A 21931-nucleotide genomic window follows, 5' to 3' on the forward strand; every position below is an offset into this window, starting at 1 on the left:
TTCGGCAATGGGTATCCGGGCCCTGCTGCTCACACCATTCCAACCGGGGGTCGAGTATTTCTACTCGACCCCCGACCGGCGGGAGGTGAGTACGCTGGGCCTTTCCGTTGCCGGCGGTCTGCTGCTGGTGGGCCGCACCGTTGGCCAGCTCTCGGAGCAGGGCCAGCTCACGCAGCAGGGGCCGCTCGTCACGCAGAAGCTCAGCCTCTCCACCACCGATGCCGCCGGCTCCCTCGCCGGGGCCGCCCTCGACCTGGCCACCGGCCCGGTGCACGCGCTGGCCCAGGACCTGCAGGGCCGCTGGTGGTGGGCCGGGGCCGAGTTCGGCCTCTCGCTCGATGTCGCCGACACGCCCGGCGTGGAATTGTCCGTGAGCCTCGCCAGCCAGGCCACCCGCAAGGCCGACCGGGTAGCCGCCGCCCTCATTCCGGGCTTTCTCAACCTCCTCTAAGCTTCTTTCATGCAAGTCGTTTCCGTGGCCCTCTCGCTCGTCATTCCCGCCCCGCCCGTGGTGAAAACCAAGGGTACGGGGGGCGAGTGGGTGAATATTGGGGCCAACAACCTGTTTTTCGACGAGCTGCTGGCCATCAAAAAACGCTCGACGACGCTGGCCCGCTGCATCAACACGGCCGCCCGGCTCATTGCCGGCAGTGGCTTTGCCGTCGATAAACAGGACGCCCCCAAGCTGTTCGAGTTTTTCAAGAAAATCGACGGTAAGCGTTCGGCCAAGCAGCTGCTCAAGCAGATTACCCTCGACAAGCGCACCTTTCGCGGGTGGGCGGTGCAGGTCATTTGGAATGAGGACGGCACGCAGATTACCCAGCTCCACTACCAGCGCTTCAAGCAGGTGCGCTTTGGCAAGTGGAACGACGAGGGGGAGAGTGAGGAGTATTTCGTGTCGCGCGACTGGGCCAACCCCCGGGGCAAGAATAAGCCGGTATCCATTCCGGCCTTCAACCCGGAGCTGGCCCGTGAGCAGAAGCGGCAGCTCTACGTGAGCATCACCGAGTCGGACGACATCGAGTACTACCCGGAGCCAGAGTACTGGGCGGCCATCAACTACGCCCAGCTGGAGCGCGACCTGTCGGAGTTCCACCTGAGCAACGTGCAGAACCGCTTCGCCGTGAACACCATCCTGGTGACGAAGGAGGAGCCGGAAGGGGAGGGGCTGACGCCGGAGGAGGCAGCCCAGAAATTCGAGAAGAAGATTCAGGACAAGTTCACCGGGGCCCGCGGCAAGTCGCTGATGGTGATGACCGGTATCACGGATCCGGAGTCCACGAAGCTGCTGAGCTACACGACAGCCAATGGGGAAACGCTCTACGATACCTACGCCGAACTCTGCCAGCAGAAGATTCTCACCGCCAACGGCTTCACCTCGCCGGTGATTGCCGGCATTCCCGGCACCGGTAGCCTCGGCGGCAACGGCAACGAGCTGCGCAACGCCTACGAGCTGTTCTACAATACCGAGTGCCGCCCGGAGCAGGAGGAACTCTGTGAAGACTTCCGCCGGCTGCTCGAGTACTGCGACGTGGAGGAGGAGGCCGTGGAGACGCTCGACATCACCACCAGCCTGCCGGTGCGCATGACGTTCTCGGAAAACCTGCTCGAGCAGATTCTGCCGGCCTCGCGTCTCCGGAAATGGATTGATGAGCCGGAGCTCACTGCCGAGGAAAAGGCTGAGATGGGAGAGGGTCCCGACCCAAACCCCACCGATACCGGCGAAAGCCTGCAGCGCACGGTGTTGGAGGCGCTACGTGATGGCTAGGACGCTTCGGGTACAGCTCCACCAGCGCAAGAAGTGGGGCAATAAGGAGTACCTGCTCGACTTGCTGGGCAAAACGGCCGTGCGCTTCACCTACCAGACGGTAACCGATGGCTCGGCCCGGGGTGGGAGCCCCAAGGGGCGCATTCGGCTGGCCGAGGGGACGCGCAACCTGCAGCTGGTGCCGGCCAGCAAGCAGCCCAAGAGTTTCCGGCCGTATTCGCGCACCACGAAAACCTACTACGACTACGGCAAAAAGGCGTGGCGCTCATTCCGGTCGGTGGAGGTGGTGAGCATTCTCAATTATCTGGATCCAAAAACCGGCAAGGTGCTCAACTACGCCGCCCCCCTCGATGGAAACTAAACTACTCGCCGCAAGCCGCATCCACGAGTTTACCGACGTGGAGAGAAATGTGTCGCCTACCTACTTCGAGCCGCGCATCATCCGGGCGCAGGAGAAGTACCTGGTGCCGGTACTGGGGCCGCTCTACGAGCTGGTGTGCGACGCCTACCGGGCCGAGCAGCAGCCGCAACCCGTGCCGATGCCCGACCGCCTCGACGAGCTGCATACCGCACTGGAGCCGATGCTAGGGCAGTGGGTGTACTTCCAGAGTTTGCCCTTCCTGAACCTGCGCACCACCAACTCCGGCCTCGTCGATAGTGGCCAGCCCCTGAGCCCCGGGGCCTACAACGAGCTGAAGAAAACTATTCAGACCGAAGCGGAAGACCGCACCGGCGACCTGAAAAAGTGGATTGAGGCCCGCCGCACCACGTACCCCGAAGCTCCCCCTTATACGCCCATTCGCCGCCGTTCCGGGGGCATTGTCCTGTAAACCGTGTCAGTAGAAGAAATTATAAAACTGCTGCTGGGCACGCTCTGCTCGGCAACCTTCGGCCTGCTGGCCTGGAATGCAAAGGACCTGGTGGGCAACGTCAAAGCCCTGACGGCGGCCCTCAACACCAACGCCGCCGAAACGAAGCGACTGGCCGAGCACGTGGAGCGCATCGACGCCGAGAATACCAGCCTCCGCAAAAGCCACGACTCGCTCACGCGGTGGCTGATATCCAAGGGCATTATTCCACCTCCCAACCCCTCCGACATATGAGGAAGCTCCTGCTCATGGGCCTGGTACTGGCTACGGCCTGCCAGCCCAAACCCAACCCCGAAGCCGCCCGGGTGGCACGGCTCCAGCGCACGGCCGACAGCCTGCAGCTGCTGGCCGGCTGGCAACAGTCTCAACTCACCGAATACGACAGCACCCTGGCCCGTACGCGCCGGGAGCTGAAAACCTTCCAAACCCGCAATGAAGAAATTCGCCGCACTCCTGCTTCTGCTTGGCCTGCTGACCGCGTTACGCGCTACCTGTCAGACTACCAATAAGGTCCTTCGTCCTGCTCAGGATGACATGATTTGTGTGCCCCGGACTCAGGCAAATACTGTAACCGACGCCCTTCGGCGCTACGATGTGCTCCGGGAGGCGCACCAGGTGCAAACCCGCCTGCTCGTGCAGCTCACCGCGGCCGACAGCCTCCGGCGCCGGCAGGTAGTCACGCTCCGCTCGGCCGCCGATTCCTCGGCCCGGGCCACGCAGCTGCTCAGCCGCCGGCTCGACGTGAGCCAGCAACGCTCTCAGCTCTGGCAGGGCCGGGCCCGCCGGCGGGGGTGGCTGGTAGCCGGGCTTACAACGGTGCTGGGCTCTATTGTCTACCTCTCACTAGCTCCATAATGCAGGAAATACTACACCGCTTGAAAGCCCCGACGCCGGCTTTCTGGAAAAAAGTACGCCGGTTTGGGTTATTTCTGGGCTCGGCTGGCACAGCCATGGCCGCCGCCGCTCCCGTGCTGCCGCCCTGGCTACCGATTGCCGGCGGGTATTGCGTCGTCGCCGGCGGGGTCGTTGTGGCCCTAGCCTCGCTCACCTGCGAGGATACCCCCACTCTTAACTAGCTGCCCACGTGCAACTGACCAAACAACTCCTTATGGCAGCCCTCATCGGCTGCACGGCCGCCGAGGCCGACAAGTTTCTGGAGCCAGTAAACAAGACCCTGGCCAAGTACAAGATTAACACCCCGCTCCGGGTGGCGCACTTCCTGGCTCAGATTGGCCACGAGTCGTGCGGCCTCGATGCCGTGCGCGAATATGCCAGCGGAGCCGCCTATGAGGGCCGGAAGGATCTGGGCAACGTGCAGCCCGGCGACGGGGTGCGCTTCCGGGGGCGCGGCCTCATTCAGATTACGGGCCGCGCCAACTACTTCGCGCTCAGCAAGGCCTTCGGGGTGGACTTCGTGGCCAACCCGCTGCTACTGGAGCAGCCACTGTACGCCGCGCTGTCGGCTGGGTGGTACTGGAGCAGCCGGAACCTGAACGCGCTGGCCGACGGGAATTTCTTCCTGACCATCACTAAACGTATCAATGGTGGCACCAACGGCTACGCCGACCGGGAGCGGCGCTTCCTGGTGGCCGCCGCGGCGCTGGGCGTGCCGGGCGGGGTAGTGCCGGTTTAGTCCTGGTCGTCGTCCCAGGTGCGAAACTCCTTTCGCAGCGCCTCCCGGATTTTATCGAGGTGCCGGTGCACGGTGCTTTTCGTCGAGCCGGTGAGAAAGCCGATTTCCTCCAGCGTGACGCCTGCCAAGTGATACTCCCACAGCGCACAGTCGGCGGGGGAGAAGTGCTGGTGCAGGAACACGTGCACGGCATCGGGGCACGGCCCGGCCGGGGTAGGGGCCTCCTCCAGCTGGTCGGGCACCTGGCCCGGCAGCTCGTGCTCCGGATGCCGGCGGGCCGAGCGGCGCTGGCAATCGTACTCGTGCTTGATCTGCTGGTAGAGGTAGCCCACCATGGCATCGTCTTCGCCCTGGAAGCCCCGGGCCTCAATGCGGCGGTGGCAGGTCAGGATAGCCTCGTGGAGCAACTCCTCGGCGTCGGCCCGCTGGTGGCCAATGACGTGCCGGGCATAACTGACCAGGCGAAGCATGTGAGGAGCAATAGAAGATAAAAATACGGCGGCTTTATCGGCTGACATGGGACGGGATAAGGATGGAAATTACCCCGCTTCCCGCCCAGCTTAGGGAGAATTGTACTTAATATTTCTTGTGGTACTCTGTAGGTGGAAATACAGCGCCCCGGCCGGTTAGGTCGGGGCGTTTTTATATACTCTCGCACACTGCATCACACACTGTAAAAACAAAACCCCGATTCCGGACTGGAATCGGGGTTTTGTTACTACGTGGTGGTCGCGCTAGGAATCGAACCTAGATCAAGAGCTTCGGAGACTCCCATACTATCCGTTGTACTACGCGACCCGGTAAGCAGGGGCAAAACTAGCCAGAAAACCGGCTGTTGCCAAACCGCTTTCTGCATTTTCTGCAAAATCCTGCACTCTGTTTCAGTAACCTTCGGTTGCTCAGGGGAGTTAACTCATCACACTAATTCTGATACTACACCCATTTTGTATGGCCAGCACCGAAAAAAAGACCCTGTATACGGCCGAAGCAACGGCCATTGGTGGCCGTAGTGGCCACGTACGCTCCACTACCGGCATTATCGATCTGGATATGTCGGTGCCGGAGGGGCTGGGAGGTAAAAAAGGAGCGACAAATCCCGAGGAGCTATTCGCTGCCGGTTATTCCTCCTGTTTCCAGCAGGCACTGCTTGTTATTGCCCAGCGCGCTGGCGACCGGCTGGACCCGCAAACTGAAGTAAAATGTGCCGTTTCGCTTTTCCAGGAAGGTGAAGGCTATGGTTTATCGGCAGTGCTGGATGTTGACCTAAAGTCATTCGACCGGGACAAAACCATTGAGATGGTCCGGCAGGCGCACCGAATCTGCCCTTATTCGGTGGGTACCCGCGGCAATATGGAGGTAGAGCTGCGGGTGCAGGGAGAAAGTATTCCGGTACAGGCTGAGGAAAATGCCGGAGTGGCCGCGCAGGCCAGTTCCTAGGCATTAATTATTCCCGTGCACGCAACGGCCCGGCCACTTTTTGAGTAGCTGGGCCGTTGCGTGTACGGGAGTAGTTTGGCTACCGTGTTGCTTAGGGAGCCGAGAGGCTACCCGACTTTGCCGTCATTTCGGTAGATGAGGTAGGAGGGGCATAAAAAGTAGCTACCGAGTTAGTGTAGCGAATGTTATGAATGGCTTCAGTGCGCTGGAACACTACGGGTTTATGAGCACGCAGCGGCACCAGCATTAGTCCGGTTCTGGCCGACTTCACACCGTAGCGGTTATCCATAACGGTATCGAAGTAAAACAGGTACTGGTTTACCCACTTAAAGTAAGATTTAGGTTTAGCATCCGTAGATGTCAACACGGTAAGGCCTTCGGCATCGGCGGCTATAGCCTGCTGCAGTTCTACTGCGTTGAGTGGAGTAGTGCCCAGCATCGGAATTATATCCGCCTGTGCATCCACCATGACCCATTTTCCCAGGTCAGGGAGCCAGGCCTCAGCCAACGCATGGCCGGCGGCGGAAGCCCGCGTCTGTACGTCCTCGGCTTTCAGGTAAAGCGGACGGGCCGGAATGCCCACGGCATTGAAGGCGGCTGCCAGCACGAGGCCAAACTCTACGCATTGCACTTGCTGGCCTGCCTGCGCCGCTTTCAGAATGGCAAACGGGTCCTGAGACTTGAACTGCTTGTGCCCGTCATGCTCCAACCGGAAATGCACCCATTGGCACAGTGCCCGGGCCCGACCCAGATCCGTAGTTTCCTGAGCAACTACTTCCTGCAGACCAAACATTTCCCGGAACCGGGTCAGGTAGGGTTCCTTGGGCGAACTGAACTGAAAAGGGTACGCAACCGGGTCGAGGGTAGCCAGGTACGGGGAATCGGGCGCAGCAGTTGGCGCCTGGCCCTGGGCCATAAGCGACATGCTCAACGCCGTGAAAAGAAGCGTAAACGTTCTGCGGTACATAGGCAATGCGTGATGAGTTGCTCTTAACGCAACCCCCGGCCCCGGGGTTGAAGGTCAGGCAAACAAAAAACCCATTCGGAAGTCCGAATGGGTCTTGTAAGTAAACAATTTTTTCTTGGAAATACTATGAAATTCCCTGCTCGGCCAGTACTTCTTTCACTTTCTGGGCAGCATCTTTCAGGAGCACAGCCGAATACACTTTCAAGCCGCTCTCATCAATGATGCGGGCACCTTCCTCGGCGTTGGTTCCTTGCAGGCGCACAATGATGGGCACCTTAATGTCGCCGATGTTTTTGTAGGCTTCTACCACCCCATTGGCTACCCGGTCGCACCGTACAATGCCGCCGAAGATGTTGATGAGGATGGCCTTCACGTTCGGATCCTTCAGAATGATGCGGAAACCGGCTTCCACGGTCTGGGCATTGGCTCCACCCCCTACGTCAAGGAAGTTGGCCGGCTCGCCGCCGCTCAGCTTAATGATGTCCATGGTAGCCATGGCCAGACCGGCACCGTTCACCATGCAGCCCACGTTGCCATCGAGCTTCACGTAGTTCAGGTTAGAATGCGAGGCTTCTACTTCCAGCGGGTCTTCCTCGTTGGTGTCGCGCAGCTCCACGAAGTCTTTGTGGCGGTACAGCGCGTTTTCGTCGAGGGTAACCTTTGCGTCAACGGCCAGAATCTTGTTGTCCGACGTCTTCAGCACGGGGTTGATTTCGAACATGGCCGAGTCCGTCTCGTCGTAGGCTTTGTACAGAGCCTGCACAAACTTCACCATCTCCTTCTGGGCGGCACCGGTCAGGCCCAGATTGAAGGCAATTTTAGCGGCCTGGAAAGGACGCAGACCCACGCGGGGGTCGATATGCTCGCGGTGGATTTTCTCGGGGTGAGCCTCAGCTACCTCCTCAATGTCCATACCGCCCTCGGTGGTATAGATGATAACGTTCTTGCCGGAGGTACGGTCCAGCAGCACGCTCATGTAAAATTCCTTGGTTTCCGACTCGCCGGGGTAGTACACGTCCTGGGCTACCAGCACTTTGTGCACCTTACGGCCTTCGGCACCGGTTTGCTTGGTTACCAGCTGCATACCGATAATCTGACCGGCAATTTCCTTTACCTGCTCCAGGTTTTTGGCGAGTTTCACCCCGCCCCCTTTTCCACGGCCGCCGGCGTGGATCTGCGCCTTAATTACGTGCCAGCTGGTGCCGGTTTCCTCGGTCAGTTTTTTGGCAGCTTCCACGGCTTCCTCAGCCGTATCGGCCACAATGCCTTCCTGCACACGCACGCCGTAGCGCTTCAGAATTTCTTTGCCCTGATACTCGTGAATGTTCATAGAGTCAGTTAAGAGGGGTTTCGGGGTGGTTAACTAGGCGCGAAAGTAGGGAGAAATGAGTTCTTAGTTATTCGTTGTTTGATATTCGTTGTCTGTGGCTGGGTGATACTGTTGGGAGAATAGTGTTCATTGCTGATAATTGGGCATCAACATCCGACCTGCCAAAAACCAAAAAACCGACACCAGACAACTCAATTCCCAGCAGCTCACTTCCGGAACCATTCGGCCATTACCCGTTCCGCGGGCTTGTGCTGGGGTGTAAAGTCGAGGTGGCGGCGGGCCGAGCCATCGGGGGAGAGGCCAGGGTACCACTTCCAGACAAACAGCCCCTTAAACCAGGGGCGGGCCCAGAACGTTTCAAACAGGGCCGCGTAGCAAGTGGCCTGGGTTGTTTCGTCGGCCTTGCTGAGCAGGGCCATGCGGTCGGGCCAGGTCCAGGGCTGAATAGCCGCGTCGGGTGTGGTCTTGTACCCTGCCTCCGTAAATACAACAGGTCGGGCAAACTGCTTCTGCACAGCTTCCAAGCGCTTAAGCGGACCCCGCCAGGCCCGCAGCAGCGTGGCTTTGTCGGGGCTGTTGGTAGTGGCGAGCGGAAAATAGGCCTGCACCCCGATAAAGTCCAGCGCATCCCAGAACGGTACCCGCTCGAACTCCCCGCTCCAGTTGGCGGCGTAGGTGAGCTGCCCATGGTACACCGCCCGGATCTGCCGGATTAATTGACGCCACGCGGCTTCGTGGGTCGGGCCGCTGGCGTGCTCCAGCTCCGTGCCAATGCACAGGGCCTCAATCTGGCTGGCTTCGGCCAACTGGGCATAGTGCAGGATGAACCGGGAGTAGTTGGCAAACCACTGCTGCCAGTCGGCTTCCGAGGTCATGGCAATATCCCCGGGCCAGGTGCCCCCGTTGCGCAGCCATAAGTGGGGCTTGAGCAGCGTCCGGATACCGTGCTGCCGGGCCCGGGCCGCCGTCAGCCGGATGCCCCGGTCACTTTCGCCCCAGTAGTGGCGGTTATTACCCGTGCTCAGTCGGATTTCGGGGCCGGTGGCGCTGGGCTGCCAGCCAAACGGGGTTTGGGCAATCCAGGTAACGCCGGCCCGGCGCAGCGGCTCCAGGTCGAGGGCCGAAACGGAGTCGCCAGCTACCCAACTCACGCCCCGCAGGCGCCCATCAGTTGGGGCAGGGCCCACGGAAGACAGGGGCGGCAACGTGGCGGGCTGGGGGCGGGGCCACCGGAGCCAGCTCAGGCCGCCCAGCGCCAGCAGCACCAGTACCCAGGCAGCCCGGCGAACAGAACGAAGCGGCAGACGAGGCATAGCAACAACCATAGCAGCTTGTAAGGTAGCCTGATTTGGGTAGGTTTGGCCGCTGTTTTGCCTGATTACGCTGCCGGCACCACCGCAACGCCCTACATTCCGTAGATTTGTTTCCCGTACTCCGGCTCCACTTTACATTTAGTCCGTTTTGCTGCAAGCTATTAACGTCCGTAAAAGCTACAACACGCTGGAAGTGCTCAAGGGCATCGACCTAACGATTGAGAAGTCGGAAATCGTGAGCATCGTTGGCTCGTCGGGGGCCGGCAAAAGTACCCTGCTGCACATCCTGGGTACGCTGGATAACCCTGACTCCGGGGAAGTGCTGTTCGATGGAGAATCTGTCAGCTCCCTGGGCCGCTCCGACCTGGCCCGGTTCCGGAACCGGCACATCGGCTTCATCTTTCAGTTTCATAACCTGCTGCCCGAGTTTACGGCCCTCGAAAACGTGTGCCTGCCGGCTTACTTGGCCGGCCGCTCCGAAAAAGAGACCCGAGTGCGGGCCCGGGAGCTGCTCGGGATGCTGAACCTGGAGCGCCGCGCCGACCATAAGCCCTCTGAAATGAGCGGGGGCGAGCAGCAGCGCACGGCTGTGGCCCGGGCCCTCATCAACTCCCCCGAAATCATCTTCGCCGACGAACCCAGCGGCAACCTTGACTCGCAGAACGCTCAGGAGCTGCACCAGATTTTCTTTCTGCTGCGCAAAGAGCTGGGCCAAACCTTCGTCATCGTAACCCACAACGACCAGCTAGCCGAAATGGCTGACCGGAAGATTACGATGAAAGATGGAAATATTTGGGAAGGATAGGAGAATACCCAGGACTAAGTGGAACTTCCTGGCCTAACCACCTGTTGAAAAGCCACCTGAACCACTGGTTCAGGTGGCTTTTGTCTAATCTGGTCGCGCGTCCGCTTTGCCCCGGACCGTGCTTTCTAACCCGCTGCCGCGTTACCGGAACGAGGCAGCGGGTTTTCCGTTTTTGAAGGCCGCGAAGGACCAGAAAAGGGCAGATACGCTGACTCCGGCATGGGTAGAAAAGCTAAAAATTATGCTTGGCTAAAAATTTTGGAAATATAGTTTTTAACTACATGATAATCAGGAAGAAAATTTGTTAAAAATCGGACGTGATTTTGCACCTTTTTGGCGAGGAGCCCGTTATATTCACGTAAACAAATACGGTACTACAGGACACTAAAGGAAAGACGTCATGAGCGAAGCCATCAAGACACCCAAAGAGCAGGTTCGTAAAACCAAAATCGAGAGCTATGACATTTCACGCTCCGATGAAACGCTGCACCTGGCGACGGACCTTGCCAAATTCATTAAGGACAATAAGCTCAGCACTACGGTGCAGGGCAAAGAGTTTGTCAACGTGGAAGGCTGGCAGTACGCTGGCTCCCGCTTGGGCATCGTGCCCATTGTGGACCACGTTATCAACGTCTCGACCGAGCAGGAAATCAAGTACCAGGCCAAGGTGACGCTGTTCGACATGCGCAGCGGCCATACGGTGGGCGCGGGCTTCGCCATCTGCTCCAATAAGGAGCAGGGTAAGAAGTTCTACCAGGAGTTTGCTATTATGAGCATGGCCCAGACCCGGGCCATTGGCAAAGCTTACCGCAACATTCTGGCCTGGATTATCCGCGCCGCCGGCTACGAGCCCACCCCGGCTGAGGAAATGGAGTATGGCGGCAACACCCCGGCCGCGCAGCAGCCCGCTATGGCCGCCGTGCCGGCAGCTCCGGCCGCAGTAGCCGCCGAGGCGCCCGCACCCATGAAAGCCGTAGCCGCTGAGCCGGCCGCCGAGGCCCCGGCCTACGCTTCGGCTTCGCAGAAGGAGGAAATCATCCGGCTGCTGAACCATCCGCTCATCACGCGCCCCGAGAAGACCAAGATGCTGCTCAACATTAACCGCCTGGATGAGGAGCGCGCCGCGCAGGCCATTGCCAAGCTTAAAAAGGCCATCGACGACCGGGAAAACGGTCAGGCTGCCGCTGCCTAATTGCCCTTACTCTATATAGCAAAAGCCCGCTGCCACTTGGCAGCGGGCTTTTTTGTGCTTCGGAGCCGGGTTGCGCCGTACCTTTGGGTATATGCTGGCCGCCACCGACGATATTCTGCACATACTGCGCCATACCTGGGGGCACACGCAGTTCCGGCCCCTGCAGGAGGATATTATCCGGGCGGTACTGGCCGGGCAGGATACGCTGGCTTTGCTGCCCACCGGGGGCGGCAAAAGCATCTGCTTTCAGGTGCCAGCCCTGGCCCGGCCGGGGCTGTGCCTGGTCGTGTCGCCGCTGATTGCCTTGATGAAGGACCAGGTGGAAAACCTGCGCAAGCGCGGCATCAAGGCCGAGGCCGTGTACGCCGGCATGAGCCACCAGGAAATCGACCAGACCCTGGACAACTGCGTGTACGGGCCGGTGAAGTTTCTGTACGTGAGCCCCGAGCGGCTGCTGACGGACATGTTCCGGGCCCGGGTGGGGAAAATGAAGGTGAGCCTGCTGGCCGTGGACGAAGCGCACTGTCTCTCGCAGTGGGGCTACGACTTCCGGCCGCCTTACCTCCGGATTAAGGAATTGCGGGAGCTGCTGCCGGGCGTACCCTGCATTGCCCTCACGGCCACCGCCACCGAGCAGGTGCGGCTGGATATTGTGGAGAAGCTGCAGTTCGGGCCTACGCACCGGGTGTTTCAGCAGAGCTTTGCCCGGCCCAACCTCTCGTACTCCGTGCTGAGCACCGAGGATAAGCTTAAACGCCTGCAGGAAGTGGTGCGCGGGGTAGGTAAGGATAAAACCAGCATCGTGTACGCCCGCACCCGCCGCCAAACCGAGGACACGGCGGCTTTTTTGCAGCAGCAGGGCCTGGCCGCCGCCGCCTACCACGCCGGCCTGCCCACCGAGCAGCGCAGCCGCGTGCAGCAGGACTGGATGCAGAACCGCACCCGGTGCATCGTGGCCACCAACGCCTTCGGTATGGGCATCGACAAGCCCGACGTGCGGCTGGTGGTGCACCTCGACGCCCCCGATAACCTGGAGGCCTACTACCAGGAGGCCGGCCGGGCCGGGCGCGACGAGAAATACGCTTTTGCCGTGGTGCTGCAGGGGCCCAACGATGCCGATGAGTTGCGCCGCCGCACCCAACTCAGCTTCCCGCCCCTCGATACGGTGCGCCGGGTGTACCAGGCGCTGGCCAACTTTTCGCGCACGGCCGTTGGAGGTGGGGAGCTGGTAGCCTTCGACTTCGATATTCAGCAGTTTGCCGAAACCTACCGCATCCGGGCCCTGGATGCCCACAACAGCCTCCGGATGCTGGAGCGGGAGGGCTTTGTGCAGCTGAATGAGGCGGTGAACAATCCGGCCCGGGTGCATATTCCCATCGACCACACCGACCTGTACCGCTTCCAGGTGGCCAACGCCCAGCACGACAAGCTCATCAAAAGTCTGCTGCGCTTCCACGGGGGCGAGCTGTTTGCCGGGTTTCAGCGGATTTCGGAGAATAGCCTGGCTCAGCACCTGCGCCTGAGCGCGGTGGAGCTGCGCCGGATGCTGGTGTTTCTGCACCGCTCGGGCATCATCCAGTACCAGCCCCGGCACGAGTCGCCGCAGGCCCTGTTTACTACGCCCCGCTACGACGCCGCCCAGCTCCCGCTGGACCAGAAACGCCTCACGCAGCAGCGCGACCAGGCCCTGCACAAAACCGAAGCAGTTATTCGGTACGCCGCCGGGGGGCGCTGCCGCCAGCAGCTGCTGCTGGAGTACTTCGGAGAGCTGGATGCACCCATTTGCGGGGTCTGCGACGTATGCCTGGCCCGGAAGAAAGCTCAACAGGAAGCCGCGCCTTCCGCGGAGCTGCGGGAACAGCTGCTGCAACTGGTGCAAGCCACCCCGCAAACACCCCGCGAAGTGCTGGCCCAGTTTGCCCCCGGTCAGGCCGCCACCATTATCGGGCTGCTGCGGGAGCTGGTGGAGCTGGGGAAGCTGCGCTACGCGGCGGATGGGCGGCTGGTGATATCCTGAATTGTACTCTGATTCTTTTGATTTGCGTGATGAAATCACCTACACAGTTACGCTTCGGAGCGCTAGTGTCAGAAGTTATATGGCCGGAAATTAAAGGATTAGGCCATCAAAGAAATGGTAGCAACTTTCGGTACTACGATGCTGCTGGCTGGGGAAGGATTGTCAATGTTCAAAGAAGCGCATACAACGACCGAAATACCATATCGTTCACGCTGAATGTCGGGCTGTACCTTTTGGAAGCTGAGCGGGCAAACAATTGGGGCCGCACATCAGGACCTAAATTTCTGGAGCCGGATTGTCTGGTACGGAAGAGAGTAGGGAATTTGATGGGCAGTCCGGTTTCATGGTACGAGCTAACGGACCTTACGCCTGTTGCATCTGTAGAAGAGCATGTACATCAGGATGTAGTGCGTTTTGTAGTGCCCTATCTGCGGGAGATAGGGAGTGCGGACGATATAGTGCAGCGCCTGTTGCGAGAAAGGTGGCCTAATGACGAAAATGGAATAAGGGGAGCGTATGCTTGCGGGTATCGTGCGGCCGCTTTACACTGGCTCGAGGAAGAGCTTGAAGCCACGATTTACCGTTATAGAAAGGATAATCTACTGAGACTGAAAACTGAATTGCTGTCGGGTGAATTTCAGAAAGTATAATGGCGTGGCTGTGGATTGTTATAAACCATGCACACCCAACCGTACACTGGTTACCTTCGGGCCGCAATGGCTACTACCTCCTCTTCCCCCGACCTGACTACCCGTCCTATTGGTGTTTTCGACAGTGGCATTGGTGGCCTCACGGTAGCACGGGCCGTACACAAAGTGCTACCCCACGAGCGGCTGGTGTACTTCGGCGACACGGCCCACCTGCCCTACGGCGACAAAAGTACGGCCGCCATCCAGGCCTATAGCGTCAAAATCTGCGACTTGCTGCTCAAGCAGCAGTGCAAGGTTATTCTTATTGCCTGCAACTCGGCCTCGGCGGCGGCTTATGAGCTAGTGCGCGAATACGTGGGCTCCAAAGCCCGGGTACTCAATGTTATCGACCCCATTGTGGCGCATGTGGGGCAGCAGTACGCGGGTCGTACGGTAGGCCTCATCGGGACGAAGCAAACCGTAAACAGCAACGTTTACCGCAAGAAAATAGATGATCTGGATGCTGGAGTAGAGCTACGCAGCTTGGCCACGCCGCTGCTGGCTCCCATGATTGAGGAAGGTTTCTTTGATAATACCATTGCCGATAATGTTATTGAAACCTACCTCTCTAACCCTGTACTGGCTGATATAGAAGCATTGGTATTGGCCTGCACGCATTATCCACTCATCAAGCACCAGATTGCGGCGTATTATCAAGGCTGCACCGAAGTACTGGATGCCTCAGACATCGTAGCCGAACATGTACGCCGGTACCTAGAAAGTCAGGAGCTGGCAGCCCGGCCCGCTGCCACCCCGCCCCGTCACCATTTCTACGTGTCCGATTTCACCCGCTCCTTCGAGGAAAGTACCCGCATCTTCTTCGGGCACGAGGTTCATCTGGAGCATTATCCGCTGTGGGAGTAGGCAGTGCTTAGAAGTTAATCAGCACATTAGTAGAGAGTTGAGTAGGTATATAACTCTGAATTTGTATTGATATAATGCAGATTGTAATAAAATAGATGCAAAAAATAAATGCGTATACACTTGTATTATTTTTCTAAATATTTACATTTATGCCGTTAAACTGTTTGCCAATTCTGTAAGCAGTTCTATTCTTCTGTTTTGCATTGCTTTTACTTCCTGCCTTTTAGGGTGGGCCAGCTTCTTATTGCCTTATGTCTAAGTCGCGAAAACCCACTACCACCAGCAACTCTCACCTGCCAGTGCTATGGTGGCGACCATGGGTGTGGGGCCTTAGCAGTATGCTCCTCCTGCTGCTAGCTACGCATGCTGCGCGGGCCCAGGCCGAGCGCAACCGTCCGGTTCGGGCCGATGCTCCCAAAAAATCAGCGGCGCAGGCTCCGGCTAAGGAAGCCAATGCCGGGGCCGAATCCAGCCGCAAGCTGGAAGAAAATCTGCGCCTGCTGTTCCGGGTCGATTCCCTGCAGTCGGCCCGCCGCAAAGTTGCAGCGGGCCTGGAAATCAGCGGCCTAGTGGTAGATCAGTCGATTACCAAGCCCGGGCGGGACTTTTACGATTTGTTCTATAGCCAGTGGGAAGCTCCTACCGGCATCCAGGAGTACACCATCACCATCGGCGAAAAACCAGCCCGGGCCAACAGCACCCTGCTCACGGTGCGGGTAAACGACGACGACCTGCTGGAATTTCCCTTGCAGCCCAACTACGACCTGATTCAGGACGCAGTAGCCGAGGCCATTGCTTACGTGCAGGATTACATGGTGCAGCAGCAAAGCCTCAGTCAGCAGCTAGAGAAAGGTGGCCGCGTGGCCATCGACCAATACTAAGCCTCATCCGCTTGCTTCCCGGCCGTTTTACTCTTCCCTTTCTCCCCACCCATTATGAAACAACTATTTCTACTGGCCTGCGCCCTGTTGCTGCGCGTATCGGCCGTGTGCGCGCAGGATTTTGTGTACGAGCCCAAAAATCCGGCCTTTGGGGGAGGCAATACCTTCAATTACTCCTGGCTGTTGAGTGCGGCCCAGGCCCAAAATACTATCGAGGACCCAGCCGCTACCCCGGCGCAATCATCGTTTCAACTTGACCCGCTCAAGCAATTTGAGCAGAACCTGAACCAGCAGATTCTGAGTCAGCTGGCCCAGAAGCTGGTGGGCAACAAGTTGGGCGTCGGCACGCAGGGCCTGCAGGAGGGAAACTACACGGTGGGGAGCTATCAGATTTCTGTGACGCCCAACGGCGGCGGGTTCAGCATCCAGATTACCGATTCCAACACCGGTAATCAAACGACTATCACCGTTCCGGCCCTCTAGCCTCAGCCTCTACCAGTATGCGCATTCTACTACACTATTGCTGGCTGTTGCTGCTGGCAGCGGGGGGCTGTGCGCCCTATTTCCATCAGCCGTTCACCACGGAGCGGGCCCGCCTGGGGGCCGAGGCCCGGGCCAATACCGATTTACTGCAGCTGCCGGCTCCCCCGGCCGACCGGATTGTAGTAGCCGTGTATAAGTTTCGGGACCAGACGGGGCAGTACAAACCCACGCAGGCGGGGTCGAGTTTTTCCACGGCCGTAACTCAGGGTGGTACCAGTATTTTGCTTCGGGCCCTGGAAGAGTCGAAGTGGTTTAATCCCATTGAGCGCGAGAACCTGGGTAATTTGCTGAACGAGCGGAAAATCATCCGTTCCAGCCGGGCTGAGTACCAGGAGCTTACCGGGCGCAAGGAGCCGATGCTACCCTCCCTGCTGTTTGCCGGCGTTATTCTGGAAGGCGGTATCATTTCCTACGATGCCAACGTGGTCACGGGTGGGGCCGGCCTCCGGTATTTTGGGGCCGGAGCTTCGGGCCAGTACCGGCAGGACCGGGTTACGGTGTACCTGCGGGCCATTAGTACCAGCACCGGCGAAATTCTGAAAACGGTGTACACCTCCAAAACCATCCTGTCGCAGCAGGTAGATGCCAGCCTGTTTCGGTTTGTTAATTTCAAGCGGCTGCTCGAAACCGAAACTGGTTTCACCTACAATGAGCCCACCGAAATGGCGGTGAAAGAGGCCATTGAAAAATCGGTGCAGGCCATGGTGTACGAAGGCATCCGGGAAAAGCTCTGGACCCCGCGCAACCCGGCCGACGAAAACGGCCCGGCTATCAGCGCGTACTTCCGGGAAAAAACGGAAAACCAGGATATTGATGTGCTTGGCCGCACGCAGCGCGACCGGCGCGCCCAACTGGGGGTGGGCCTGAGTGGGGCCACTACCCGCTACGTGGGCGACCTGAAGCACCCCCAGGTACGGGGCAGCGCCGAGCTGGCCCTGCGCTACCGGCGCAATCCGGAATCCGGCTTTAGTACGGCATTTCACCTGGGCTATTTTGAACTGGGGGCCGGTGACTATTTCAAGCAGTCGTATAACTATGCCGAGCTGGGAGTATACTACCGCATTTTTCCCCGCGACCGGTTTACGCCCTACGTATGGGCGGGTGGAGGGGCCACAGCCCAGAATCCCCGGGGTAACGGTAGTGCTCTGTTGCCCCACGTGGCAGGCGGAATAGGAGGGGAGCTATTGGTTACCGATAGGTTGGGGCTGCATCTGGGTACTGATGCCCGCTACTACTTTTCCGATGGCCTCGATAATGTGGCACTCGGGAAGTATAATGACTACTTCTGGACGGTACGCCTGGGGGCCACCTTCTACCTGGGCAGCCGCCCCCGCTCATCCACCCGCTAGGCATAGCCAAAGTCTGGTTGCTAACCCCCTGATCAGCAGGCTTAAATCCTATTGTTGTGCTTATATAACTAAGCAAATAAAAATTTTAATTATTTTTTTAATAAGGACTTGCAATTTACTTTTTCTAACATACATTTGTACTGTTCCTCCGGAGGGAACAGCATTTTACTTCCCCAAACCACTTTCCTTCTCTAACCTATTTCCCCCATTCCATGAAAAAGTTATCTTTCCTCGTTGCATCTCTACTGGTAGCTGGTGGAGCTTTTGCTCAAGGCAGCAACGTGCAAAACGCTACGCAGACGGGCACCATGCATCAGCTGACCGTAACCCAGACGGGGGCCCTCAACCAGGCCAGCAGCACACAGCGCGATGGGTACAACTCCCTGACGCAGACGCAGTCGGGTACCAGCAACAAAGCCACCTCCGACCAGCGCGACACCTACCAGCAGGCCTGGCAGACTCAGACCGGAAGCAGCAACGAAGCCTCGGTAAAACAAGGCGACAATATTCCCCTGGATGGATACAACAAAGCCTACCAGACGCAGGTAGGTAGCAACAACAAGGCTACTGCCACGCAGCTCAGCGGTTCTAACCTGTCGGTTCAGACCCAGAACGGTACCCGCAACGAAGCCACTGTTTTCCAGAGTGCCAGTGAAGGCAACAAGGCCTACCAGACGCAGGTAGCCGCCCCCGGCTTCCCCGGCAGCCCCGACAAAAACAAGGCAAACATTCTGCAATTGGGTGCTCGTAACACCGGTTCACAAATGCAGCGTGGTATCGAAAACGAGGCCACCATCAGCCAGACCTCCGGCAACGACAACACGGCTACTCAGGACCAGGGTGCTAACTCCGCTGGCAGCTACCGCTCCAAAGCTTCTATCACGCAGAGCGGCAACCTGAACACCGCTGTGCAAACTCAGCGCCTCGACAACCACAACGCGGTAATTGAACAGTCGGGTGGGGGCAACAACAAAGCCTACCAGGATCAGGATGCCTACGGCACCTACATTTCGCCCGGTAACTCGGCTTACATCAGCCAGAACGGTGGAGGCAGCCATATTGCTTCGCAAACTCAGCTGGGCTCGGGTAACCAGGCCACTACCCTGCAGGGTGCTGTTGGCAACCAGAGCTACGTTACGCAGACCGGTAATGGCAACGTCAGCAACGTGTCGCAGAACCGCTAAGTAACTAATATGCTACGGGCAGTACTTCCCCTATCTGCCCTCATTTTCTGATAGCATCTCGTGGTACTCTCCGGAACTACGAGATGCTATTGGTTTTTATATTTAAAATATAAAAATTTGTATTTTACTATTGAAATAATGCGTATATTTAACCAATGTTCCATCTCATCTTGTGTTCTTTCATCATGAAAAAAATACGTTTGATCTTCTCTCTGCTTAGCCTGTTTTGTTGCGTTAATAAGGCAGTAGCTCAGACGGAAGATTCTGAGGAACAGGTTCCTGGCCTGGAGCTGCTTAAAAAATCGGGCGCAGATCTGAACGCTGCCGCTGCCGCAGTGCTGCCGGTTGCTAACAAGGCCATTCTAGTACAGGTGGGCAGTGCGAACCAGGCTACGCTGCAGCAGGTTGGCACCGGCAATGTTATCCTCGCGGAGCAGATGGGCACGCGCAACGCGCAGTCCGTTACGCAGCGTGGAACCGGCAACACCGTGGTATCCACCATTGAAGGCAACGGCACAACCTCCAGCATCCAGCAAGCCGGCAGCTACAACACAGTTACCCAGGAGTTGCAGGTTGATAACCGACGCTACACGGTGCAGCAGCAGGGGGCCAACAACCAGCTGACGCAACGGGAGTCGGGGGTGGCCGCTCCGCCCGGCTACGACGTGAAAATGCAGGGCAATGGAATCCGACTGACCATTGACCAGGGAGTAAAGACCTTCCAGCCCTGAGTGATGCCCGGGCCGGATGGTATGCTTCTTTGAAACAGGAGTAACCATCCGGCCTATTTCGCACTATTTGTCTCCAAATTCCCCCAGTAACTCACTACGGCTATGCTCTCTTTTACAGTGTCTTCTTGGCTAGCTGCCTGCGCCGGATTGCTCACAACGGCCTTCAGCCTAGCTGAGGATACCGGCTGCCAGGCCCGGCTGGTGGCTCAACCCACTAACGGTATGTTGCTTATTACAGGATTCTGCCGCAACAAAACACCGCAGCCACTTCCTGTTCGGTACGAATTGCTTACCAGCAGAAGCGGCCAGGCCGGCAGTACGCGCAATATGCAAAGCGGAACCTATACCATCGCTCCTGCTCAGGAGCAGGCCCTATCCCAGACTTCCATCAGCTTCCAACCGGATGATGCCTGTAGTATTCATTTGCGCCTATTTAACCAGCACGGGCTGCTACTGGCGGAGGACTCGGTAATCCATCAGCCCCAAGGACGCCGCTAATCACCTGCTTATTCTCCTAACATTCTTTTCTTATGCTTTCTCTGTTGCGCAATGCAATTGGCGCGGTAGTGTGCGGTGTGCTGTGTGTGAGTATGTGGTCCTGCGAGGATACTACTGTCGAGCCTAACCAGTATGGGCAACTACTGGGTACGGTGCTTGATAGTCGGGATAGTAAGCCGATAGCCAATGCCGTTATTACAACCACCCCGGCTACATCTTCCTTCACAACCGATGCGCAGGGCAAGTTTACGTTACCAGAGTTGGTGGTTGGCAAGTATGCGCTCAGCATCAAAAAAACTGACTATAAGACAGAAACAGTGAATGTGCAGGTGAATCTGGGGGCTAACCCAGAGGTAAAGGTGGTGCTGGAAAAGGCTTCCGGAACCAACCGCCGCCCTAACCCGCCTTCCAGCCCTGTTCCTGGCGACCAGGCCCTTGAGCAGCCGACGGCACTGACGCTACGCTGGCGGGTAACGGATCCGGACGGCAAAAGTGATTCTTTGCGCAGTGATGTGGTCCTGTATGAAAGCAATTCGGCCAACCGCTTGCAGGTGGCCAGCAACGCCAAAGACACGGCCGCTGCTGTATCTGGGCTGCGGTACAACACCACCTATTTCTGGCAGGTAACAGTGCGTGACAAGAGCGGAGAAACGGTGAGGGGGGACGTCTGGAGCTTCCGCACCAAGGCTCAGCCCGATAACCGGTACCTGTTTGCCCGCACAACAAATGGGAATACCGATATTTTCTCTTCTGATGAAACGGGGGCCAACTTGCTGCGGCTGACAACTTCGCCTTTCCTGGAAACCGCGCCCCAGCTAAGCCCCAACCGTGACCGGGTGGCCTATACCTCCAATGCAACCGGCCAGTTCCAGATATATACCATGAACCGTGACGGTTCGGATAGCCGCCAGGTAACCCTGTTACCGGTGGATGGATATTTTAATATGGGCATCGGGTACCGGTGGTCGCCTGATGGCTCACAGCTGATTTACAGCAGCTACAACAAGCTATACCGCATCAACCGGGACGGAACGGGGCTGGCCTTGCTGGCAACGGCTCCCGCTGACCGGCATTTCCGGGAGTGCGACTGGACAGCCATTGGGAATAAAATCGTAGTGCAGACAGTCGGCGTGAGTGTGTATGACTCAGAAATCTACCTCTTAAATGCCGATGGCTCCGGCTTTTCGCAAGCTGTTGGCAATCTGCCGGGCCGCCTGGATTCGCCTTCTTTCAGCGTGGACGGCCGCCGGCTGATGTACACCCGTGACCTGGATGGATTTAATGATGGTACCGGACGGCAACTCAACGCACACATCGTCACTCAAAACCTGGACGGAACCGGCGTGGTAGATGTATCCGCCGGACCAGGTGGGTCTACTTTGGCGGGTAAGCCTCTAGGGTTTAATGATGTGGTTCCACGTTATGCCCCCGATGGATCCAAGATTATTTTCATGCAGGTCAACAACGTAGCTCAATCTGTACCGGACGTGTATACAGTCGATTTGGATGGCCGTAACCGGGTACGCTTATTTCAGAATGCCATGCTCCCTGACTGGAAGTAGATATAGGTTTTGTTATATGTGTTAAAAAGCCTCCTTAAGCCTCCTGCTAAAGGAGGCTTTTTATTTGGGCTGTGTTGGTCATCACAATAGCTCTTATCTACCACGGATTCAGAATAAAGTACTTCGCTGCAAATAGTAAATAAGTAAGGTCTGATAGTAGTTTTATGATGGTTTTGACAGCTAAGATGAGGACGGGAACCTGAATATCATTGTACTGTCGTGCGTGCTAAGTACCTTTGTACATGAATGTATCACGACAGCTCCGAAGGGGATACTGCTCACAGTAATTTGACTATATA

26 protein-coding genes and 1 tRNA gene are annotated in these 21931 nt (G+C 57.9%); 22 read left to right on the top strand and 5 right to left on the bottom strand.

Translation table 11 applies throughout. From position 1 onward, the window contains the following. Positions 1-7 precede the first annotated feature (7 nt). Genes EI290_RS09660 through EI290_RS09700 form a run of 9 tightly spaced genes read left to right on the top strand, consistent with a single transcriptional unit; the run spans position 8 to position 4270 of the window. Positions 8-451 carry a hypothetical protein gene (locus EI290_RS09660; protein ID WP_148103629.1) on the top strand — a complete coding sequence of 148 codons (444 nt, stop codon included), beginning with the start codon at positions 8-10 and terminating at the stop codon, positions 449-451. Positions 452-460: 9 nt separating this feature from the next. Continuing rightward, positions 461-1768 (top strand): phage portal family protein, encoded by a 1308-nt coding sequence (locus EI290_RS09665; RefSeq protein ID WP_125429129.1) that lies wholly within the window; start codon positions 461-463, stop codon positions 1766-1768. Continuing rightward, positions 1761-2129 carry an SH3 beta-barrel fold-containing protein gene (locus EI290_RS09670; protein WP_125429131.1) on the top strand — a complete coding sequence of 123 codons (369 nt, stop codon included), beginning with the start codon at positions 1761-1763 and terminating at the stop codon, positions 2127-2129. Before EI290_RS09665 ends, EI290_RS09670 begins: the two co-directional genes overlap by 8 nt. Beyond that, positions 2119-2598, top strand: a complete 480-nt coding sequence (locus tag EI290_RS09675) for a DUF6712 family protein (RefSeq protein WP_125429133.1) — start codon at positions 2119-2121, stop codon at positions 2596-2598. The genes EI290_RS09670 and EI290_RS09675 overlap by 11 nt, the downstream gene beginning before the upstream one ends. Before the next feature lie 3 nt (positions 2599-2601). Beyond that, positions 2602-2871, top strand: coding sequence for a hypothetical protein (locus EI290_RS09680; protein WP_125429135.1), 270 nt, complete (start codon positions 2602-2604; stop codon positions 2869-2871). Next, positions 2868-3146, top strand: a complete 279-nt coding sequence (locus EI290_RS09685; RefSeq protein ID WP_125429137.1) for a hypothetical protein — start codon at positions 2868-2870, stop codon at positions 3144-3146. Before EI290_RS09680 ends, EI290_RS09685 begins: the two co-directional genes overlap by 4 nt. Positions 3147-3171: 25 nt before the next feature. Next, positions 3172-3492 (top strand): hypothetical protein, encoded by a 321-nt coding sequence (locus EI290_RS09690; RefSeq protein WP_125429139.1) that lies wholly within the window; start codon positions 3172-3174, stop codon positions 3490-3492. Then, entirely contained in the window at positions 3492-3713 is a 222-nt protein-coding gene (locus EI290_RS09695) for a hypothetical protein (RefSeq protein WP_125429141.1), read from the top strand. Before EI290_RS09690 ends, EI290_RS09695 begins: the two co-directional genes overlap by 1 nt. Positions 3714-3721: 8 nt before the next feature. Then, entirely contained in the window at positions 3722-4270 is a 549-nt protein-coding gene (locus EI290_RS09700) for a glycoside hydrolase family 19 protein (protein ID WP_221766249.1), read from the top strand. On the opposite strand, the gene EI290_RS09705 is transcribed toward EI290_RS09700, so the two are convergent. Together EI290_RS09705 and EI290_RS09710 are read right to left on the bottom strand one after the other, a co-directional pair. Further along, positions 4267-4740, bottom strand: a complete 474-nt coding sequence (locus EI290_RS09705; protein WP_125429143.1) for an RNA polymerase sigma factor — start codon at positions 4738-4740, stop codon at positions 4267-4269. The two genes, EI290_RS09700 and EI290_RS09705, sit on opposite strands and share 4 nt — an antisense overlap. A gap of 253 nt (positions 4741-4993) precedes the next feature. Further along, positions 4994-5068 (bottom strand) — tRNA-Arg (locus EI290_RS09710). A 150-nt stretch (positions 5069-5218) separates the two neighbouring features. On the opposite strand from EI290_RS09710, the gene EI290_RS09715 reads away from it, so the two are divergent. After that, the gene (locus tag EI290_RS09715; protein ID WP_125429145.1) at positions 5219-5707 is read left to right on the top strand and encodes an organic hydroperoxide resistance protein; all 489 of its coding nucleotides are present in this window, start codon (positions 5219-5221) and stop codon (positions 5705-5707) included. A 91-nt stretch (positions 5708-5798) separates the two neighbouring features. Here the strand turns inward: EI290_RS09715 and EI290_RS09720 are convergent, their stop codons facing one another. From EI290_RS09720 to EI290_RS09730, 3 genes are all read right to left on the bottom strand, one after another. After that, a complete protein-coding gene (locus EI290_RS09720; protein ID WP_125429148.1) occupies positions 5799-6674 on the bottom strand; it encodes a transglutaminase-like domain-containing protein in 876 nt (291 codons plus the stop codon). Positions 6675-6798: 124 nt separating this feature from the next. After that, positions 6799-8004: an ADP-forming succinate--CoA ligase subunit beta gene (gene sucC / locus EI290_RS09725; RefSeq protein ID WP_125429150.1), complete on the bottom strand. Its 1206-nt coding sequence runs from the start codon at positions 8002-8004 to the stop codon at positions 6799-6801. A 206-nt stretch (positions 8005-8210) separates the two neighbouring features. Continuing rightward, positions 8211-9317 (bottom strand): glycoside hydrolase family 113, encoded by a 1107-nt coding sequence (locus EI290_RS09730; RefSeq protein WP_185816929.1) that lies wholly within the window; start codon positions 9315-9317, stop codon positions 8211-8213. Between the two features lie 148 nt (positions 9318-9465). On the opposite strand from EI290_RS09730, the gene EI290_RS09735 reads away from it, so the two are divergent. From EI290_RS09735 to EI290_RS09785, 12 genes are all read left to right on the top strand, one after another. Beyond that, positions 9466-10122: an ABC transporter ATP-binding protein gene (locus EI290_RS09735; RefSeq protein WP_125429154.1), complete on the top strand. Its 657-nt coding sequence runs from the start codon at positions 9466-9468 to the stop codon at positions 10120-10122. 400 nt (positions 10123-10522) lie between these two features. Continuing rightward, the gene (locus EI290_RS09740; protein ID WP_125429156.1) at positions 10523-11314 is read left to right on the top strand and encodes a hypothetical protein; all 792 of its coding nucleotides are present in this window, start codon (positions 10523-10525) and stop codon (positions 11312-11314) included. Positions 11315-11405: 91 nt separating this feature from the next. Continuing rightward, positions 11406-13331 (top strand): RecQ family ATP-dependent DNA helicase, encoded by a 1926-nt coding sequence (locus tag EI290_RS09745; RefSeq protein WP_125429158.1) that lies wholly within the window; start codon positions 11406-11408, stop codon positions 13329-13331. A 29-nt stretch (positions 13332-13360) separates the two neighbouring features. Next, complete coding sequence (locus tag EI290_RS09750) at positions 13361-13981, top strand: DUF4304 domain-containing protein (protein WP_125429160.1); 621 nt, start codon at positions 13361-13363, stop codon at positions 13979-13981. 66 nt (positions 13982-14047) lie between these two features. Then, positions 14048-14884 (top strand): glutamate racemase, encoded by an 837-nt coding sequence (gene murI, locus EI290_RS09755; RefSeq protein ID WP_125429162.1) that lies wholly within the window; start codon positions 14048-14050, stop codon positions 14882-14884. Positions 14885-15135: 251 nt separating this feature from the next. Then, positions 15136-15765, top strand: coding sequence for a CsgE family curli-type amyloid fiber assembly protein (locus EI290_RS09760; protein ID WP_125429164.1), 630 nt, complete (start codon positions 15136-15138; stop codon positions 15763-15765). A 54-nt stretch (positions 15766-15819) separates the two neighbouring features. Then, positions 15820-16248 carry a curli production assembly/transport component CsgF gene (locus tag EI290_RS09765; protein WP_125429166.1) on the top strand — a complete coding sequence of 143 codons (429 nt, stop codon included), beginning with the start codon at positions 15820-15822 and terminating at the stop codon, positions 16246-16248. Between the two features lie 17 nt (positions 16249-16265). Next, positions 16266-17657, top strand: a complete 1392-nt coding sequence (locus EI290_RS09770; RefSeq protein ID WP_125429168.1) for a CsgG/HfaB family protein — start codon at positions 16266-16268, stop codon at positions 17655-17657. A gap of 212 nt (positions 17658-17869) precedes the next feature. Further along, entirely contained in the window at positions 17870-18841 is a 972-nt protein-coding gene (locus tag EI290_RS09775) for a hypothetical protein (RefSeq protein WP_125429170.1), read from the top strand. A gap of 185 nt (positions 18842-19026) precedes the next feature. Continuing rightward, a complete protein-coding gene (locus tag EI290_RS09780) occupies positions 19027-19572 on the top strand; it encodes a hypothetical protein (protein ID WP_125429172.1) in 546 nt (181 codons plus the stop codon). Positions 19573-19674: 102 nt separating this feature from the next. Then, on the top strand, positions 19675-20070 hold the full coding sequence (csgH, locus tag EI290_RS23015) for a curli-like amyloid fiber formation chaperone CsgH (protein ID WP_394343526.1): 396 nt from the start codon (positions 19675-19677) through the stop codon (positions 20068-20070). A gap of 32 nt (positions 20071-20102) precedes the next feature. After that, the gene (locus EI290_RS09785; protein WP_125429173.1) at positions 20103-21632 is read left to right on the top strand and encodes a carboxypeptidase regulatory-like domain-containing protein; all 1530 of its coding nucleotides are present in this window, start codon (positions 20103-20105) and stop codon (positions 21630-21632) included. Positions 21633-21931 lie beyond the last annotated feature (299 nt).

It is taken from the genome of Hymenobacter metallilatus, assembly GCF_003944705.1.
Lineage (GTDB): Bacteria > Bacteroidota > Bacteroidia > Cytophagales > Hymenobacteraceae > Hymenobacter > Hymenobacter metallilatus.